We start from the raw sequence: 17,730 nt of genomic DNA, 5'->3' as shown, positions 1-17,730 counted from the left end.
AGAGAAACCGCGCCGGCCAAGTTGCCTGCGCGGCTAACATGGCCGGGCGACAGTTTCAATTGTTTTCCGGCGTTGAACGGAAGGTGGCCACCTGTCAATGGCGTTGTCCCGGGATTTGAAGAGAACCTTGGCCAACGTGCCATTCTGGCCTCGCTACGGGGTCACCTGCTTGGGAACGTACTTGCGATCGGAAATCCGTTCGGGAACCGGAGCGTTTTCACAGTCGTCCGGTGATTGCCAGATATCTCCGGTCCGGTCCTTCAAAGCCGAGGCTTTCCATCTGAATCAAGATGGCGAACACCGGCGGGGCCTGGTCAGGATAGTAGGTGAAAAAACGCTCGATCCGGTAGGCAAAGGGGCAGCGGCGGCTGTCGGGTACGGATGTATCGTCGTTCAGAGTTCGGGTAACTCCGTTATTCACCATTGTCAGCCGGAAACCCTTTGTGTTGACGTCATACCCGGCACATTCGGAGTTTTTCAACGGATATTCGGTCAGCGTCAGTTCGATCGAGGTTTCACCGGAAACGAGTGGAAGTCTGGGTGCGACAACCATCTTGTAAGGATTGGCGGTCAACTCGGTCGGTGGATTGAATGCGACTGTTTTTCCCTTGCCGAATATACCCTTGTCCTGCAGCAGCGACCCGGCGGCTTCCTGGTTGCGTTCCCGTGTTTCATTCAGAACCTGCTCTTCGTCGTACCCGTTGGTCTCGTCCACTTCGTCAAGGCGGCGAAATGGGGAAGGCTTGACCCAGGTGTCGCCGATAACATCGAGGACAAAAATCTCGGAATAAGGGAAACCGGATCCATCCTGTGTTCCATATTGCTCGAAGGCAAAAAAATCGCCGTGACTGGAAAACCCGTAGATCTCCGCCTCGGCGGTGTCTCCCGCACGGGCAGGATTGGCAAGCGAGCCGGCAAGAACCAGAGCGGGAAGCAGGCCCGGGATCGACCTGATGGCAATTCTTGCAAGCGAAGACAGTAGTGGCATTGCGTTCTCCTTCGGCAACCGACCTGTTTGCCGAGACTAAAACACAACTTTCAGTGAATTCAGGTCTGTGATGTCACAGAATTCACGTTCAGGCGGCAGTACACGCGAACAAATGGTTTGAGGATCATCGGCAGCAGGTAAATCGGGAATTGTCCGACCGCGAACCAAAGCCACGTGAATTCCGGCAGCGTGCCGCCAAAGGCGGCTACCATCAAGCCCATGTTGCGCGTGCCGCATGTGTGGGCGATCGCATAGGCATCTTCCCGGGTTGCCGGTGCGAACAGGACAAGGGAAAGCCCAATCTGAACAAGTGCAAGACAGAATGTGAGTGCGGTGATGGCAAGTGTGTAGAGCGGCTTGGAGGCAAAACTCGCAGCAACACCGTCCATGGCGGCAATTGCAAAAAAGAGCAGGAGAAGAACATTCAAGCCGCCGATGTGATGCGCACCGCGCATCAGGCGGTCCTTTCCAACAAGTTTTCTCGCTATCGCGGAAACAATGAACGCACCGGCAAGCAACAAGGACAGCTGCACGGCAAGACTTGCGACACTCAGGGGAAGGGCCTGGCCGAGCATCAGGCTTCCGACGAAAGGGGCAGTGAGTGGCGTGACTATCACGGCGGCGACTGAAACCGCCAGGCTTAGCGTCCCGTCCAGGCCGAGCAGGTAAATGAAGGCAGGGGCGGCCATTACCGGGGGTGCTGCGGTCGAGATGTAAAGCGCCAGGGCGACGTCAGGACCAAGGGCCGACAGGCCGGTGTATTTTATCAGGAGATACGTCAGGAGAGGCGCTCCGAGCATCATCCACAACAGAGCGGCGATCAGAATCGTGGGCCGTTTCAATCGACTCCTGATGGCGACCTGGTCGACGCGCAGGAATGCGAGCGTCAGGAGCAGGAATACGGCAACTGCCAGATAAGGTCGCAGATAGGCCGACAACGCCGGAAGGGCCATGCCGACAAAGACAGTCACGGCAAGGGCAGCGGTTCCGTGACGGCCAGTGAATGCCAAACCTGCCCCTAGCAGTCGAATCATCTAGTGTTACTCCTGAAACTGCGAGGTGAGGCAGGTGCCTTGCGCTACTTATAGGAACCGGGACGCCGATGCCAGACACATTGGCCGCCCGACAAGTCGCTGGCATGGGCATGACAAGACAGGCAGGTCAACTCAGATCATTCGACGTTCTGGTTTTGGGTGCCGGAATAGTCGGGGTTTCGACGGCCATTCATTTGCGCCGGCTGGGTCTTGATGTCGCCCTGATCGACCGGAAGCATCCCGGTGTGGAAGCATCGTTCGGGAATGCTGGTATCGTCCAGTGCAATGGATTTGTCCCGCATGCGATCCCGTCTCGCCCCTCGCAGCTGATCGGAATAATGCTTGGGCAATCGAGTGCCGTTTCCTATGATTTTTCCACACTCGTCAGACTGTTTCCCTGGCTGCGCCAGTACCACGCCGCAAGCAGTGGCCGCGGTATCGAAACCTATTCGAGAGCGATTGCTCCGCTGAGAGCACTTGCCGTGCAGGATCATCTTGACCTGGCCGCCGCGACGCTGGCCGACAGATATTACCGCAAGGGCGGCTGGCTGCATCTCTACAGAGGTGAAGGCTCCTTTCGCCAAAGCGAGATAGAACGCCACTATGCGCGCGTGTATGGGGTTGCTTACGAGGAACTTACAACAGAAGACACCAATGTGCTCGAGCCGGGCCTGAGCAACATGATTTTCAAGGCCGTCCACTGGACGGAGAGCTGCTCCGTTTCCAACCCGGGAGCAGTTGTCGACGCGTTCTGGCGCGGCTTTGTTCAGGACGGCGGGCATTCCATACGCGGCGACGCACGAAAACTGCAAAAGGGGCGAGGAGAGTGGAGCCTGGACAGCGAGCGCGGGACCATTACCGCACCCAATGTCGTTGTCGCGCTGGGCGCCTGGTCGTCGGACCTGCTTGCGGAACTGGGAGAACATTATCCGCTCGTCTCGAAGCGCGGCTACCACATGCATTTTCAGCCCCGAACCGGAGCCTCACTTTCCAGGCCCGTCGTCGATGTCGAAAACGGCTTCGCCCTGACACCGACCGACAACGGAATTCGACTGACAACCGGCGTGGAACTGGTTGACCGCGATGCGCCGCCAAATCCGAATATTATCAAACTGACGAAGCGGCGGGCTTCTGAACTGTTTCCGCTTGGACAGGCGCTTCAAGACCAGCCCTGGCTGGGATCCCGTCCTTGTCTGCCGGACTCGCTTCCCGTCTGCGGGCAGTCGTCGAAAACATCCGGCCTCTGGTTGAATTTCGGTCATGGCCATGACGGTTTCACACTCGGCCCCGTAACCGGCCGGCTTCTGGCGGAGCAGATTGCCGGCAAGGAGAGTGTGCAGGACTTGACGGCGTTTTCACCGGCGCGGTTTCCGGTCTGAGCCTGAACGGGCGGCCTAAACCCGCCATGCGCCCCCGGTTTATGCGCATAAACTTTGGTTCATTCCGGGGTTTATAAGCCTTAGGGCAATAGCGAAATCAACATTCCCGGATCCAAATCGGGTCAAGCCGGTGAGTGGTTTGCCGGTGATCTGATCTCCAATCAGGACAAGGAATGTACACGATGAAAAAGACCTTCACCTCTTCAGCTCTCACGATTTTTTCCGTCTCGGGCCTTCTCGCCAGCATGGGTGTTGCCGCGGCTGCCGTTTCCCTCGGTGACAATCTCGGCACCACGGAAGATGACGTTCGCTCGGCTCTGACAAGCCAGGGTTACACCGTTGAGGAAGTCGAAACGGAAGACGGCAAACTGGAGGCGGAAGTCACTCTGGATGGCCAGGAGATGGAAGTTGTTGTCGACGCCAGTTCCGGCTTGGTTCTGGAAGTGGAACTCGAGGATGATGAAGACGGCGACAAAGACGACGACTGATCTCTGACTGGCGTTCGCATCGGCCCCGACCGGACCAGCCTGGTTCCACCGGTCGGGGCACTTGCAAACCTGCACTCAAAGAAATTGGTATAGTACTAACCGGTGAACAGGTTCTGTCCGGAAACAAAAGCGAAAGGGAATGTGCATGCCATCCTCGGAACGTTTGAAAACCACTTGGCCATGGCTGCTCGTCGGCTTGCAGGCGGTTTGCGTCCTGTTCCTGGTGGGTGAAGAATTTGCCGATCTGTTCTGGGGGGAAACCCCGGGCGGGGTCATCAATACCGACATTCTCGAAAATCTGGTTATTTCGGTGTTGCTTGTCAGTCTCGTTGCGTCCGGTCTGGAAGTCAGAAGGGTGATGACCAGGCAAAAGCGCCTGGAAAACCAGGTAAAGGCGGCGTCCGGCGAATTTGCCGGCATGCTTGAAGAACACTTCGAGGAATGGGCGCTGACACCGTCCGAGTGTGACGTTGCAATGCTATGCCTCAAGGGCTTTTCCATCGCCGAAATTGCAGGCATTCGAAAGACGGCCGAAGGGACTGTGAAGGCGCAATGCAACGCCATTTACCGGAAGGCAGGCGTGAGCGGGCGTCCGCAACTCCTGTCCCTTTTCCTGGACGAGCTTCTCTATGGAGCCGTTCTGGCCGATGGAATGACGAACAACGGGCAAAGTGAACGCAGATCCCGGCTTCTTCAGGTTCAGGCCTGAGACAGTCACGTCCGCCTTTTTGTGCCAAGCGCTCGCGATTGATGGAAAATCTTTAATTTGCAAGTCTCCTTCAAATACCCATTTCGCTTTGGGTAGCCGGCATTTTGCCGTCACGATCCTGGAGAAGAAAATGACCCATTCAAAAACCTGTCGCAGTGTGCAAACCGGTCTTCTGGCGTCTTCCATCCTGATTGGAACCGGCGCTGTCGCGATTGCACAAATCCAGACCGGGGACACGGTCGGTACCTCCGTTTCGCAAATAGCGCACAAGCTTGAGACCAGCGGCTACGACATTCGCGAGATCGAAGTGAAGAACAACCGCATCGAAGTCGACGTTCTGCTGGATGGCACCAAACTGGAAATCAAGGTCGATCCCCGATCCGGCGAAGTGATCAGGGTCGAAATCGACTGAGCATGCTTTCACGGGCATCGTCTCATCGAATGTGAAACGATGCCGGCCGTCCGGCAGGGATGTCCCTAGTTTTCCCTGAGCGGCAGCGCAACGGTATCCTTGACCGTATTGACGACGATCCGTGACTGCACGTCCGATACCAGCGTGTTGTCCAGCAGCTTCAATCTCAGAAAGTTGTCATAGGTCTTGATGTCGTCGGTCACGACCTTGATCAGATAGTCAACAGCTCCCGTGATCCGTTCGCAGGTCACGACTTCAGGCCAGTGATGCACCAGCTTGTCGAAGGTTTCCATGTTGTCCCGGCTGGGAACCGCGAGCTTGACGAAGGAATAGGCGACAAAACCAAGGCCAACCGACTCCCGGTCGATAATCGCCGTGATCTGCCGGATGATTCCTTGTTCTTTCAGCCGTTTGATCCTGCGCCAGCAAGGCGTCTGGCTCATTCCGGCTTCTTTTGCCACTTCCGCAATCGACAGCGATGCATCCCGCTGCAAGACTCGGAGAACACGTATGTCAGACGGGTCGAGAAGATATTTGTCGGTCATTGCCTATTTGGGGAAATTTTATGCGGTCTCTGGGTGATTACCCGTGACGATAGCACAGAATTTGCCCAAGAAAAGGATGATATTTATCTGACAGAGGCTGCAGCGGGGACGTGGCCGTCAGAATCGACGTTTCAGGAGGACGCCGGATGAATGTACATATGCCAACCGTTTCGCTGGAAGACAAATATGTTGCGAGCGAAGGACAGGTGTATCTGACAGGAATTCAGGCGCTGGTCAGACTCGCGCTCGACCAGGCGCGCCTGGACCATCGGGCAGGTCTGAAGACCGGAGGCTTCATTTCCGGTTATCGAGGTTCTCCGCTTGCCGGATACGATACCGAACTGATGCGAGCCCAACGCCATCTCGACGCGTCCGACGTGGTCTTCAAACCCGGCGTCAATGAGGAACTCGGGGCGACCGCGGTCTGGGGTAGCCAGAAACTTCGGGGCGAGGGTGGTGTTGGCAGGCCGACTGAATATGACGGTGTCTTCGGCATCTGGTACGGAAAGGCCCCCGGTGTGGACCGGGCCGGCGATGTCCTGCGCCAGGCGAATGCATCTGGAACGGACCGGAATGGCGGCGTCCTTGCGCTTGCCGGAGACGATCATCTTGCCAAGTCGTCGATCCTTCCGGCTCAGAGTGAATTTTTCTTCGAACATGCCGAAATTCCGGTTCTCAATCCCGCAGATATTCAGGATGTGCTGGATTACGGCCTTCATGGACTGGAAATGTCGAGATTTACCAGTCTGTGGACCGCACTGATCTGTGTTGCCGACACAATGGACGCTTCTGCGACAATCAATGTTTCACCGGACCGGTTGCGGCTTATGCGTCCGCTGGACGATGATCCACGCAAGGACTATCGCCAGAATCGCGATCTGTTGCTTGGCAATCGTTTGGAAACCGAGCGCTTGGTCCGGGACCTCCGCATTCCGGCAGCCCAGAATTATGTTCGTACCAACGGCCTCGACCGCGTGACCTTCGGCACACGAGGCCAGGTCAAACTTGGCATCGTTGCCGCCGGCAAGGCTTACCGCGACCTGTTGCAGGCCCTTCACCTGATGGGCATCACTGAAGACTTCGCCAGGTCTCTTGGTCTGGCAGTTTACAAGGTTGCGATGACCTGGCCGCTTGAACCATTTGGGCTACGGGAGTTTGCGCGCGGCGCAGAACGCTTGCTTGTCGTTGAACACAAGCGCGCCTTCATGGAAACCCAGATCAAGGATATCTCCTATCACTGGCCGGAAATGAGCCGTCCGGAAGTCTGGGGCAAACGGCGCCCGGACGGTGCACCGTTCCTGTCCGATGTGCTGGAACTTTCGGTGGCCGAATTGATCAAGGGGCTTATGACCTGGTTGCCCCAGGAAGTTGTTTCGGAAGAAATGGGCGCCGTCGCCAACCGGATGACCAAGCAGGTCATGTGGGCGCAGGGGCATGCCGAACGGGCTGCCCGTATCCCGTATTTCTGCTCGGGATGTCCGCATTCAACATCGACCAAGACACCCGAGGGATCGCGCTCCATGCCCGGCATCGGCTGTCACGCGATGACCGAAATGGCTGGCCGGACGACGGAAGGTCAGATCGCAATGGGCGGTGAGGGCGTTCTGTGGGTCGGGCAACAGCCTTTCTCCGGTGACAGTCATGTGTTTGCCAATGTCGGCGACGGAACGTATTTCCATTCCGGAATCCTGGCGATCCGACAGGCACTCGCGTCCAATGTGCCGATAACCTACAAGATCCTTTACAATGATGCCGTTGCGATGACCGGCGGACAGAAAGTCGACGGTCAGTTGAGCGTTCCGCAGATCACCCGGCAGCTGGAAGCCGAAGGCGTTGAACGGATCGCAGTGGTTTCCGAGAACCCGGAGGCATTCGGCACCTGGACACCCGTTGCACCTGGAACGAAAATCCACCACCGGGACGAACTGATGGATGTCCAGCAGGATTTTCAGTCGTTCAAAGGTGTGTCGGTCATCGTCTACGACCAGACCTGCGCTGCGGAGAAGCGTCGCCGGCGCAAGCGCGGCCAGTTTCCGGATCCCGATAAACGGCTTTTCATAAACGACCGGGTTTGCGAAGGGTGCGGAGACTGTTCGGTTCAGTCGAATTGTCTGTCTGTTGAACCACTGCCGACGCCTTTCGGCGAAAAGCGGGTGATCAACCAGTCAAGCTGCAACAAGGACTTTTCCTGCATCAAGGGGTTCTGTCCGTCCTTTGTGGAAATCGATGGCGCAGCCCTTAGAAAGCCAAAGAAGGCCGATATCGATATCGATGTTCTGGCCGCTGAGTTGCCTCAGCCGGTGCTTGCCTCTCTGAAGGAAACCCGGAATGCGCTGGTTGCGGGTATCGGCGGGATGGGCGTGACCACGATCAGTGCGGTTCTGGCCATGGCTGCTCACGTTGATGGCAAGCAGGCGTCGACGCTGGATATGACCGGGCTTGCACAAAAGGGCGGGCCGGTAACATCACATGTCCGCTTTGCCGCCAGCGACAAATCAATCGAGGGCCCCCGCGTGCCGACGGCAAGCCTGGATCTTCTGATTGCCAGCGATATGGTGGTTGCCACCAACGCGGATCAACTGGCTCTGGCGCGCCGGGGCCACACACTGACAGTTGCCAACACCAAAGTGGCACCGACCGCAGAGTTCGTTCTCAAGCAAACGCTATCCTTCGACGAAAAGCGCATGGACACGGCTCTGCGTGAAGCCTCTGGCAGTTATCTGGCGATGAATGCGGCGGAAATCGCCGAAAAGCTTTTGGGCGATGCGATCTACGCCAATATGCTGCTCGTCGGCATGGCTTACCAGAGCGGTGCGTTACCGATTTCCGGTCATGCAATTGAAACTGCTCTTGAGCTGAACGGCGCGGCTGTTGCCAACAACATCAAGGCTTTCCGGGCCGGACGAGTGCTTGCGGCGGCGCCGGATAAACTGCTGAATGCACTGCCATCGGAGGCTAAACAGCAGGCTCTCACTTTGAGCGAGAAAATCGCGCTGAATGAAAGGGAACTCGTATCCTACCAGGACGCGGCGTATGCAGACGGTTATCGTGATCTTGTTGAGAAAGTGAAGGCCGCCGACGAAGAACACGGATCTGGAACCTTGCGGTTGACGCAAACCGTTGCCGACATGCTCTACAAGGTTCTTGCCTACAAGGATGAGTATGAAGTCGCCCGGCTTTATTCCGATCCGTCCTTCAAGCAGAAGGTCGCACAGCGTTTCGAGGATCCGAGAAAGATCAGGGTTCATCTTGCACCGCCCATGCTGGCGCACCGCAAGGATCCGAAAACCGGCCGCCCGGAGAAGATTGCCTTTGGTCCCTGGATTCTCACAGCCTTCGGTCTACTTGCGAAATTCAAGACAGCGCGGGGCAAGTGGTATGACCCCTTTGGCCGGACGGCCGAGCGCAAGGCTGAACGTGACCTGATTTCTCAATACAGGTCCGATATCGCGGAAATCCTGAACCGACTGCCGGATGGAAACTACGGTCTGCTGGTCGAGCTGGCACGTGTTCCGGACCTTGTCCGGGGATTCGGGCCTGTGAAGGAAGCCAATCTCAAGAAGGCCGCTGAGAAGCGGCGCGTTCTACTGGATCAGCTGAATTCGAGCGGAAGCGGTGGCGGCGATCGCAGTGAAGCTGGGAACGAGTTTCTGGAAGCGGCTGAGTAACTGACGCGACCGGATCGCGTATCCGAACCGGCGCTTCGGCGCCGGTTTCTTGCGGTGTCAAATCGATTGCTTATCCAGGGTCAAGCCGGTGACTGTTTCAAAACCAGGTTCGGGTTTCACTGCGTGCCGGCACGCGGCGAATTTTTTCCCGCTCTCTGGCGTCTTCGTCCGCAACGATGTCGTCCAGCAACTCTTCCGGGATGAGGCGCAGGGATCTGCGGTGCCGGCGGAACGCGAACCATGCAAACAACATTTCGAATACAGAGGTCACGGGCCTGTTTGCGTGAATGGATTTGCCACGATGTGACGTTGAAAAGGGAACTACCTTGGGCATTGTCTCCTCCATAAAAAAACAGTTCTCTTATTTTATTGGGGAGTATGCGCTGATTTTCAATAAAGAAAGAAAAATATTTTTAAATTAAGTTGTCATTCTTGAAATCCGTCGATTCGATCATTGGGAAAATGAAGGTGCGAGCACGACAAGGCGTGTCGAGGGATTCAAAGGCTAAAATACCGCGGAATGCAGAAATTACGCAAAATGCAAATCCAAAAGGGTTTACGAAGTCATGAAAAAGCTTTCTGGATTCGGGGCAAATTCGCAGATGCAACAAACTTTTTTCGAACGAATTTACAATTTTTTTCCTTTGTATGCATCGCTGCGGCTATGGGAGTTTCGCGCTAAATTCTTTATATTTTTCAGATTCTTAATATCACTGGCAGCCAACAAATTATAATTTTCAGTAAATTTTTCACAAAGACAATTACATTTCAGACAAAGGTTTTGGGGGCTTCTTTAATTCTCCTCGCCATTTTCGATACCGACGCCCAAGGACAAATTTGAGAATTGGTATCAAAGCATGAGTGAAGCGTTGAAAACAGAACTGGTGAACTTTTCGGAGCTTACCGGGGAAGCTGGAAACGCCCGCAAGGCGGAACTGGCCCGGCATGTTGCAGCCCTTTTTGCGTTGACGTCAGAGCGTTGCTCCGATGAACAGGTCGGAATTTATGACTCGGTCCTGTTTCGCCTCGTGGACATGGTGGAGGCGGAGGTTCGGCGATATGTTGCCGACCAGATGTCCGGTCTCAGACGCGGACCCCTGGATACCATTCGCAGGCTTGCCGATGACGATATCGAGGTCGCCGAGCCGATCCTGGTCCGCTCGACCATTTTGAGCGACGAAGACCTGATCAAGATCGCCGAAAAGCGCGGGAACTCTCACTGCTACGCGATTGCGCAACGCGAGGCTCTCTCGGAAAATGTGACCGATGTCCTGGTGCAACAGGGAGACCTGAATGTGAAGCGCAAGGTCGCCAGCAACGATGGTGCAAACCTTTCGGACAATTCCATTCACTGTCTGATCAGCGATGCCGCTTCAGACGCCACACTTCAAAACTTTCTGAGCGACCGCGGCGACCTTGCAGAAGCGCACATAGCAAGTTTGGTCACGATCGCCAGCGAAGAAGTCCGCAGAAAACTGCACCAATCCGGTCGCACCGAAGAAGCCGAACTTGTTGATGAGGCTGCCGACATAGCAGCGCAGCACATGTCCAACAACTACTGGCTTGGCCGGTATGATTTTGAAGCTGCCAAGTCCCGGGTTTTGTTGCTTGCAAAACGTGGAATGGTCAACGAGGCGGCATTGCGCCGCTTTGCGTCCGAAGATCGTTTTGCCGAGGCCGTCGCCACAATCGCGCTGATGGTGCGTGGTGATGTGGAGGAAATCAGCCATTGCATGGTGAGCCCCAATCCCGAGCCGTTCATTGTTCTTGCCAAGGCTTGCGGTTTCTCCGCAATATCTGTTGGCGCACTCCTTGCCATCGGGCCATGGCGCCACCGCCTTACGCCTGAAGTCCGCAGTGCTGCAGTGGCGCAATTCGGCCGACTGACGGTCGCGGAGGCAAAACGCAAGATGGCGCACTGGAACCAGAACGTCCTGAGCTGATCTTTATTCTTTCCCCATGAGGACGAAACAAAGGCCCGGTTTGCCACCGGGCCTTTGTTTCGTCTGCCCGATCGATGCAGATGACCAGCTTTCTTTTAAATTCTCCGGAACCGTGCTTAACAGGGGCAAGGCAAAAAACGCGACTCGCATGGGGCTGAAATGCAAGCACAACTTAACCATTCCCGACACTGGCTGTTTCGGCTTTCCGTGGGGCGCCTTTGCGTCAGCGCAGCGATGGTGCTGTTTCTCCTGGTGTCGGGGGCAGGTTTCGGTCAGCCCACGGTGCAGGCACAGGGATTGACCAGCGTCATCACCGGCATGGCTGCGGGCGACGATGCGGATAAATCCGATGCGGACGGGTCAAAGACAGCCTCGGAAGAGACGCCGGCTGAGCAAAGCGCCTTGGCGGACGAGGGTGAAGGTGCTGGGTTCGTTCAGGACGTCGACGTGTTTGTCGACCAGGCCATTTCAGCGCGTGACGTCTTCAAGGACATCCTGAAGGAAATTCCCGTCATTCACGAAACGATGCTCACGACGCTCAAGGCAGAAGGGGAAGACAGGGGCCTGGGGTGGATCCCGGTTGCCCTTATCGACATCGCGGCAGGGGTCATCTTCGGTGTTCTTGCCATGACACTTCTTGCGCGCTGGGGTCGCCGTCAGTTTGCCAGCATGTACAAGGCCGATGTCTACAGTCGATCCGACAAGATCACCTATCTGCTGTTGCGCGCGCTGTTGATGATCGTTGGTGTCGTGCTGTTTTTTGCAGTCGCCGTCGTCGTTTACCTGACGGTTGGAACGGGCCTGCAGGCGGCCAACCAGACCGCCCTTGTGATATTCAGCGTGATTGCAGCGTTCCTGGTCTTTCGGATAATTTTTCTGAATTTGCTTGCCCCGGATGCCGACAGTCACCGTCTGATCAACCTGTCCAGTGAAGAAGCCGGCAGCTTGTACCGGGCTCTTCTGGCAGGCAGTGCCGTTTCACTGTTTTCCGTCGGGTTCTGCCTGTGGATGGAACGGCTTGGGCTGTCGCTGGATGCGCACAAGATTGCGCTTATCGGCGCATCGGCCCTGTCCATGATTATTCTGATCGGAATTTCGGTCGCCTACAGAAAGACGATCGCCGGTCTCATCCGCGGCGAGGCGGAAAGTGACCCACCAATCTGGCGCAAGGTCCTGGCAAATGTCTGGCACTTCATCGCCATCATCTACTTTGCGATTGCCTGGGGAATTTCCGCGGTCCGGATACTTCTGGATCTACCGGATGCAACCGGGCTTGTCGGCGCTCCGCTCCAGGTCATGCTGCTTGCGGCGATCGTCTACGGAATTCTGATCCTGATCATCGACAAGGTGCTGCTGCCGCGCCTGGATACCGCCGATGCGCAGTCAAAGATCGCGGAAGACATCAAGCGTTCGGAAGAAAGCGAAGGCGGTAAGGAAGATCCCGAAAGCGCGATGGCCCAGGCACGCGCGGAGGCAGCCGACAGAGAAGCGCTCAGATCTCCGTTCCGGGACCTTTTCGACCGCGGCGCCGCGATTATCGTGCTTTTCGGATCGTTGGATCTGCTGGCGTCGATGTGGGGTGTCCCCCTTGCGGGCAGCAGTTCACTCATCGGGTCGTTCGTAGAAGTTCTGCTGGTCATGTTCCTTGGTTACATGGCTTACGAGGCGGTCAAGATCGTTATCGACCGCCAGATTGCCAAGGAGGCACCTGCCGATCAGGACGAAGAGGTTGAGGTCGGTGGAACCGGGGAAAGCCGAATTGCAACGCTTCTGCCGATCTTCAGGAATTTCCTGCTGATAACGATCGTGGTGATTGCAGCGATGGTGGTACTATCAGAACTCGGCGTGAATATTGCGCCGCTCTTCGCAGGTGCCGGTGTCGTCGGTCTTGCGATCGGTTTTGGAGCCCAAACGCTCATCCGCGATATTTTCTCCGGCGCATTCTATCTGCTGGACGACGCTTTCAGGAAGGGGGAATACATCGACATCGGCAGCGCCAAAGGTGTCGTGGAGAAGATTTCGATCCGGTCGATGCAATTGCGCCACCATCGTGGCGCCTTGACGACGATCCCTTTCGGGGAAATCCAGCAAGTCGAGAACTTCTCGCGGGACTGGGCTGTCATGAAGCTGGCGTTCCGGGTCACCTACGACACGGATGTCGAGAAGATGCGCAAAATCATCAAAAATTTCGGCAAAGAGCTGCTGGATGACGAGTATTACGGGCCGATGTTCCTGGCTCCCCTGAAATCTCAAGGGATCATGTCCATGGAAGACTCGGCCATGATCGCGCGCGTGAAATTCACGACTAAGCCGGGCAAGCAGTTCGAACTTCGCAAGATCGTCTACGCGGGTCTGCAGGATCTTTTTGAAAAGAACGGCATCAAATTCGCGCACCGCCAGGTGACCGTGCGCGTTGCGGGTCAGGATGAAGGGGCAGACAGCCAGGGAGCGCCGTCGGCATCACAATCCGCCCTCCAGGCCACGGCTCATGCTGCGGCAGCCGGCGGTGCGGCCGGCATATTCGATCCCGACGATGCGAACGGAGACGCAAACACCGATCAACTCTAGATCTGCAAATTGAAAAAGGCGCATATTCTGGTGCGCTTTGTTCAGCCGGATGCAAATCCATGGACCTTGCGGCTGAAATCCGATATCGGTCCGGCCAAAGATTACAAGCAGGACCGGAATGCGGATCGGATTTCAGGCAGGAGCCATAAACGAGCGCGGGATGAGCGTTGCGCTCTTTGACTATGCCCTCGGTGTTCAGGAGATATTGGGTCATGAGGCCATCGTTTTTTACAGCGATAGCCACAGCGATCCGGCGGTCGTCGAAAAATTCCGCAAATCATTGCAACTGGTGCCAGTCCCGCTGGAACAGGATGGGCGTAAAGTCAGCGACCCATTCAAGCTGGATTTTTGCTACTTCATCCGTGACGGGCGCAACCGGCCCCTGAATATCAGCGCCAACCGGATCGGTGTCCACGCGGTTTTCCGGCATTTCGAACCTCATGGCGATGTCTATGCCTATGTCTCAGACTGGCTTTCGAACTGGATGACAGCCGGTCGAGCTCCGGCCGTGCCGCATATCGTGGACTTGCCGGCAGTGAACGCGGACTTGCGCTCCGAATTCGGAATTCCGGACGATGCATTTGTTGTTGGACGTTATGGCGGGTATGACCAGTTCAATATTCCATTTGTTCACGAGGCCGTCGCCGAGGCGCTCGACCGCAGGTCAAATCTGCACTTCCTTTTCGTCAACACGGAAAAATTTCTTGATCATCCACGCGCCCTGTTTCTGCCACCGGTTGTCAATCCGATGGAAAAGTCCCGGTTCATCAACAGCTGTGACGTTGGCCTGAACGCAAAGAAAATTGGCGAAAGCTTTGGGCTGGCGATCGCCGAGTTTCTGAACTTCGGCAAACCTGTCTTCAGCTGGGCAGGGGGGATGGACCAGAACCATGTCTTTCTCACTCCCGAGCATGATTGGAACTACCACACACGCAGGGATCTTCTTCACCTTCTGACAGACTATGCCCCCAACCCGATGGATAGCGATCTTGCCAGCCGGTCAGTCGATCCCTACAGGCCGGAAGCAGTGATGAAGCGATTTGACAGCGCCTTTCTGTCCGGAACCTATTCGGCGGAAGACTTGCGTCTGCCGGCGAGTTTCAAGGCGAAACGATATCTGCAGGAAAAGATCCTGCGGGCAAAATTCAGGCTCTGGAAAAGCATGTAACGGGCGGAACTGGAACTTTAAAGATGATGCTTTATGACTGTTTTGTCTTTCACAACGAGTTTGATCTACTGGAAATCCGCTTGCGCGAAATGGGCGACAGTGTTGACCGGTTTGTTCTCGTTGAAGCCGATCAGACACAGCGCGGATCACCGAAGCCGTTCTATTTTGATGAAAACAGAGACCGTTTCGCGCCGTGGGCCGACAAGATCATCGATCTGCAGGTTCGGTTCCCTGACCAGCTTCCACCTGCGCTCGGTGTCTACAAGAACCGCCGGAAAAAGGACTGGGAACGCGAGAACTACCAGCGAAACTGCATTTCACGTGCGCTGGAAAGCTGTGATCCCGACGATCTTATCTTATTGTCGGATGTCGACGAAATCGTTCGTGCCCCGACCCTTGCGAAGGTCATGGCGGAGCGACTTTTCAGGGGCAGATTGCTGGTGTTCGAGCAAAGCCTGCACAAGCATCATCTTGATCGCATCGTTCCCGGCAAGACCTGGCTGCTTGGGTCGCGCATGATCGAGAAGAAGTATCTGACGACGCCTCAGCAATTGCGTCGAACAAAGGCACGGATGACCAAGAAGCCGTATGTTCCGGATTTCGCAACACAGCCATTTCTAAGAATACGGAACAACAATCTGTCGGGTATTGGCAGACCGGTGAAAATCATTCCCGATGCAGGATGGCATTTTTCCTCCATGGGCGGTCTTGAGGCCTTCAGGACCAAGCTGGACTCGGTCGTCCACGGACAGACGGTCGATACCAGCGATATTCAAAAGCTTTACGAGCGTGAGCTCGTCGGGACGCAAATCATACCTCATGCCAACCTTCCTGCCTGCATTCAGGACGGTAATTTTGATCACATGCTTGCGCGGAGTTAGCGCGGCAGGGTTTGTTTCACTTGTTTCCGCCCGTGCCCGCTCACGACATGGTGTTTGCGAACTGCTCCGGTCGCCGTCTAACAACGTTCACATAGTATGAGACGGCGGTCAAAATGCGCAGGAACGCCTTTCCCAGATCTTCCTTCCAGGTCTCCGGAAGGCGGTTTCCCGTCGTGTCCTGAGCGGATTTTTCGGGGAAACGGAAGCCAAGCAGTCTGTCGACTTCAAGAATGTCGGCCTGCAGCTTCTGAAATTCCCAAGTCGGAAGATTGCTCGCCATTCCGCTGTGGACGTGTGAGAACTTGTCGGAAAGCTCGGTGAGTTCGCCGTTTTCGGGTGACGGATCAAGGGGCAGGTCGAGGATTTCAATGCGCAAAGAACGCAAGTTCGCGATTGCCCTGGCAAAATCCTCCCGGATCAGATCCTCGGAGCTTTCCAGTGAAGAGGCTCCGATTTCAAGGTAGTCCGCGAGTGTCTCCGTCTTCACGAGGGGATTTCCGAGATTGGGAGCGCGAAGGTATTCTTCCAGGAGAGGTGGAAGTGCGGAAAAGGCAGGATCATAGCCCCTCAGTGCTTCACGCGCATCATTGGCGTCCGACAGGTAGTGATCCAGCGCGAGCCTGAACATGTCTCGACTACCCCGGAAGGCGTCATAAACGAATTGCCACTCCGGTATCGTGGCCAGGGTCTGGAGTGTCAGAAAAACATTGCTGTCGAATGCCTTGGCAGGGTCGCGCGTCTTTGACGCCATTGTAAAATTGTTGATGTAGCGTTTCACGTCTCGCGGGTTGATCCCGCCGCCTTCCGAAACGAGATAGCGCAGATGAGGGAGAATATCGTCGATGAGGACGTCTTTTTGTGTTTGCGGCAGCCTCGCCTCAAGGGCCATGGAATTCACGAGATCTTCAACATTGTCGCTGCTGACCGGTCGCAATTCGAAAGGGACCTGGAAAATCTTCTTGATGTAGTCGGCACCTTCTATGGGACGGGCGAGCGGAGCGTCCGTGTCACCTTCACGGGCCGCGGTCTTGTAGATGCTGTCGATGCTCCAGGCGATAACGTCCTTGTCGAGTCCGACAATAAAAACGAAACCGTCGAGATCGAAAAACAGTTTCATGGATTCCAGGACAGAGAGCGCGCCTTTCGGCAGGCAGCGGTCCAGATCGTCTATGAACACAACAATCCGCCGTGCGGGGTCGTCCTTCGCGAAGGTTTCAAATGCCAGGCTCAAGGCGCGAAAACTGGCGAAATATGACGATTTCGGAACGCTTGCCTTTTCTTCCTCTTCCTTGATGTTCTTTGCCGACATCAACATCTTGTTGGCATCGACGGAAACTGAAAGGGCATCTCCCAGCCCCGCCTTGAAGGAAAGGCCGGCGGTGATTGAGTAGGCGACCTGGCCGATCGTTTTGATCAGAGATTCGATCTTTTCATCATTTCCTCCCTGATCCTCGAGCCATTTGTCGAGAGCGGCCTGAATTGAATCGAGCAAGGGAATGATCAGGTGGTCTTCCTTTTCATAGCGCCACGCGCTGAAGTCCACCTTGACGATATTCTTGTTCGGTTTCAGCTTGTGTCGTATGCGCTCCATCAGGGTGGTCTTTCCAGACCCCCATCCACCGAAAATACCGATTGCAAACCGGGGTGGACTGTTGTGCACGATGTCAGCAAATGCGTTTGCGTACCGGTCAAAACCAAGCTGAGGGGACTTCGCAGGCTGGTCGAGGATGATCTGCCAATCACTGTGGTCCATTGGTCTGCCTTCATTCGAGGATGCCGCGTGCAGGCGGCCGGTCTTGCTTGCAGTGAATTGTAAGTCTGGCATCACAAGGCGGATCGAACTCGCGGTAAAAACCCGGGCGGCCTGCAAGCACGCAATTCCGATCAAACGACACGCTGAATGGCGCTTGCCAGAGGGCCCGTAGCCTTGTGGCGTTGCCGGTTTCA

General features: G+C 55.8%; 14 protein-coding genes. 9 read left to right on the top strand and 5 right to left on the bottom strand.

All coding sequences use genetic code 11. The features are described 5' to 3' along the window. Positions 1–217: 217 nt before the first annotated feature. Positions 218–988: a DUF2259 domain-containing protein gene (locus LA5095_RS15360; RefSeq protein WP_055116933.1), complete on the bottom strand. Its 771-nt coding sequence runs from the start codon at positions 986–988 to the stop codon at positions 218–220. Positions 989–1,047: 59 nt separating this feature from the next. Next, positions 1,048–2,022: a hypothetical protein gene (locus tag LA5095_RS15355; RefSeq protein WP_055116359.1), complete on the bottom strand. Its 975-nt coding sequence runs from the start codon at positions 2,020–2,022 to the stop codon at positions 1,048–1,050. A gap of 68 nt (positions 2,023–2,090) precedes the next feature. Here LA5095_RS15355 and LA5095_RS15350 point away from each other — a divergent pair, with 68 nt between their 5' ends. The 4 genes from LA5095_RS15350 (at position 2,091) to LA5095_RS15335 (ending at position 5,010) form a co-directional block, all read left to right on the top strand. Then, positions 2,091–3,401 carry an NAD(P)/FAD-dependent oxidoreductase gene (locus LA5095_RS15350; protein ID WP_208992705.1) on the top strand — a complete coding sequence of 437 codons (1,311 nt, stop codon included), beginning with the start codon at positions 2,091–2,093 and terminating at the stop codon, positions 3,399–3,401. A 182-nt stretch (positions 3,402–3,583) separates the two neighbouring features. Further along, positions 3,584–3,889, top strand: coding sequence for a PepSY domain-containing protein (locus LA5095_RS15345; RefSeq protein WP_104702376.1), 306 nt, complete (start codon positions 3,584–3,586; stop codon positions 3,887–3,889). A gap of 145 nt (positions 3,890–4,034) precedes the next feature. Next, complete coding sequence (locus tag LA5095_RS15340) at positions 4,035–4,598, top strand: helix-turn-helix transcriptional regulator (RefSeq protein WP_158510384.1); 564 nt, start codon at positions 4,035–4,037, stop codon at positions 4,596–4,598. 130 nt (positions 4,599–4,728) lie between these two features. Beyond that, entirely contained in the window at positions 4,729–5,010 is a 282-nt protein-coding gene (locus LA5095_RS15335) for a PepSY domain-containing protein (RefSeq protein WP_144436005.1), read from the top strand. Between the two features lie 65 nt (positions 5,011–5,075). Here LA5095_RS15335 and LA5095_RS15330 read toward each other — a convergent pair whose 3' ends face one another. Continuing rightward, complete coding sequence (locus LA5095_RS15330; protein ID WP_029064513.1) at positions 5,076–5,555, bottom strand: Lrp/AsnC family transcriptional regulator; 480 nt, start codon at positions 5,553–5,555, stop codon at positions 5,076–5,078. 146 nt (positions 5,556–5,701) lie between these two features. Between LA5095_RS15330 and LA5095_RS15325 the strand changes: the two genes are divergently transcribed. Beyond that, the gene (locus LA5095_RS15325) at positions 5,702–9,223 is read left to right on the top strand and encodes an indolepyruvate ferredoxin oxidoreductase family protein (protein ID WP_055116352.1); all 3,522 of its coding nucleotides are present in this window, start codon (positions 5,702–5,704) and stop codon (positions 9,221–9,223) included. Between the two features lie 97 nt (positions 9,224–9,320). Here LA5095_RS15325 and LA5095_RS32410 read toward each other — a convergent pair whose 3' ends face one another. Next, positions 9,321–9,557: a hypothetical protein gene (locus LA5095_RS32410; protein WP_055404284.1), complete on the bottom strand. Its 237-nt coding sequence runs from the start codon at positions 9,555–9,557 to the stop codon at positions 9,321–9,323. Positions 9,558–10,080: 523 nt separating this feature from the next. Here LA5095_RS32410 and LA5095_RS15320 point away from each other — a divergent pair. The 4 genes from LA5095_RS15320 to LA5095_RS15305 all read left to right on the top strand — a co-directional run bounded on the left by LA5095_RS15320 (position 10,081) and on the right by LA5095_RS15305 (position 15,783). After that, a complete protein-coding gene (locus LA5095_RS15320) occupies positions 10,081–11,166 on the top strand; it encodes a DUF2336 domain-containing protein (RefSeq protein ID WP_055116351.1) in 1,086 nt (361 codons plus the stop codon). A gap of 159 nt (positions 11,167–11,325) precedes the next feature. Beyond that, complete coding sequence (locus LA5095_RS15315; protein WP_082442423.1) at positions 11,326–13,734, top strand: mechanosensitive ion channel family protein; 2,409 nt, start codon at positions 11,326–11,328, stop codon at positions 13,732–13,734. Positions 13,735–13,852: 118 nt separating this feature from the next. Further along, entirely contained in the window at positions 13,853–14,902 is a 1,050-nt protein-coding gene (locus tag LA5095_RS15310; protein WP_055116347.1) for a glycosyltransferase family protein, read from the top strand. A gap of 23 nt (positions 14,903–14,925) precedes the next feature. After that, positions 14,926–15,783 carry a glycosyltransferase family 17 protein gene (locus LA5095_RS15305; protein WP_055116345.1) on the top strand — a complete coding sequence of 286 codons (858 nt, stop codon included), beginning with the start codon at positions 14,926–14,928 and terminating at the stop codon, positions 15,781–15,783. Positions 15,784–15,823: 40 nt separating this feature from the next. Here LA5095_RS15305 and LA5095_RS15300 read toward each other — a convergent pair whose 3' ends face one another. Continuing rightward, positions 15,824–17,536, bottom strand: a complete 1,713-nt coding sequence (locus LA5095_RS15300) for a KAP family P-loop NTPase fold protein (protein ID WP_158510383.1) — start codon at positions 17,534–17,536, stop codon at positions 15,824–15,826. Positions 17,537–17,730 lie beyond the last annotated feature (194 nt).

Source organism: Roseibium album (genome assembly GCF_001404515.1).
GTDB classification, from domain to species: Bacteria; Pseudomonadota; Alphaproteobacteria; order Rhizobiales; family Stappiaceae; genus Roseibium; species Roseibium album.
This window is presented reverse-complemented; position numbering and strand designations above follow the sequence as displayed.

Coding starts and splice junctions, on each gene's coding strand:
- LA5095_RS15340 (WP_158510384.1), top strand. CDS start 4,035: ATGCCATCCTCGGAACGTTTGAAAACCACTTGGCCATGGCTGCTCGTC.
- LA5095_RS15360 (WP_055116933.1), bottom strand. CDS start 988: ATGCCACTACTGTCTTCGCTTGCAAGAATTGCCATCAGGTCGATCCCG.
- LA5095_RS15325 (WP_055116352.1), top strand. CDS start 5,702: ATGAATGTACATATGCCAACCGTTTCGCTGGAAGACAAATATGTTGCG.
- LA5095_RS15320 (WP_055116351.1), top strand. CDS start 10,081: ATGAGTGAAGCGTTGAAAACAGAACTGGTGAACTTTTCGGAGCTTACC.
- LA5095_RS15330 (WP_029064513.1), bottom strand. CDS start 5,555: ATGACCGACAAATATCTTCTCGACCCGTCTGACATACGTGTTCTCCGA.
- LA5095_RS15310 (WP_055116347.1), top strand. CDS start 13,853: ATGCGGATCGGATTTCAGGCAGGAGCCATAAACGAGCGCGGGATGAGC.
- LA5095_RS15300 (WP_158510383.1), bottom strand. CDS start 17,536: ATGGACCACAGTGATTGGCAGATCATCCTCGACCAGCCTGCGAAGTCC.
- LA5095_RS15315 (WP_082442423.1), top strand. CDS start 11,326: ATGCAAGCACAACTTAACCATTCCCGACACTGGCTGTTTCGGCTTTCC.
- LA5095_RS15350 (WP_208992705.1), top strand. CDS start 2,091: ATGCCAGACACATTGGCCGCCCGACAAGTCGCTGGCATGGGCATGACA.
- LA5095_RS15355 (WP_055116359.1), bottom strand. CDS start 2,022: ATGATTCGACTGCTAGGGGCAGGTTTGGCATTCACTGGCCGTCACGGA.
- LA5095_RS15335 (WP_144436005.1), top strand. CDS start 4,729: ATGACCCATTCAAAAACCTGTCGCAGTGTGCAAACCGGTCTTCTGGCG.
- LA5095_RS15345 (WP_104702376.1), top strand. CDS start 3,584: ATGAAAAAGACCTTCACCTCTTCAGCTCTCACGATTTTTTCCGTCTCG.
- LA5095_RS32410 (WP_055404284.1), bottom strand. CDS start 9,557: ATGCCCAAGGTAGTTCCCTTTTCAACGTCACATCGTGGCAAATCCATT.
- LA5095_RS15305 (WP_055116345.1), top strand. CDS start 14,926: ATGATGCTTTATGACTGTTTTGTCTTTCACAACGAGTTTGATCTACTG.